General features: G+C 39.6%; 1 rRNA gene. It reads right to left on the bottom strand.

Features of this window, described 5'->3' with window-relative positions:
• Positions 1–56, bottom strand: a 5S ribosomal RNA gene (rrf, locus tag LJC66_RS27640); the annotation flags it as partial.
• Positions 57–240: the final 184 nt, after the last annotated feature.

Consider the following 240-nt stretch of genomic DNA (forward strand, 5'->3'; position numbering starts at 1 on the left):
TTAACTTCCGTGTTCGGTATGGGAACGGGTGTGACCTCTTCGCTATCGCCACCAGACATATTATATTATACATGATTTGATAAAGAAAGCAAGACTTTTTTAAAAAGTTTTGTTCTCTCAAAACTAGATAACAGTTCGCTGAGTAAAGCTTACGCTTTTAAAAGTTTGGTTAAGTCCTCGATCGATTAGTATCAGTCAGCTACACATGTCGCCACGCTTCCACCTCTGACCTATCAACCT

The organism is Priestia sp. TSO9 (assembly GCF_021029645.1).
GTDB lineage: Bacteria > Bacillota > Bacilli > Bacillales > Bacillaceae_H > Priestia > Priestia megaterium_E.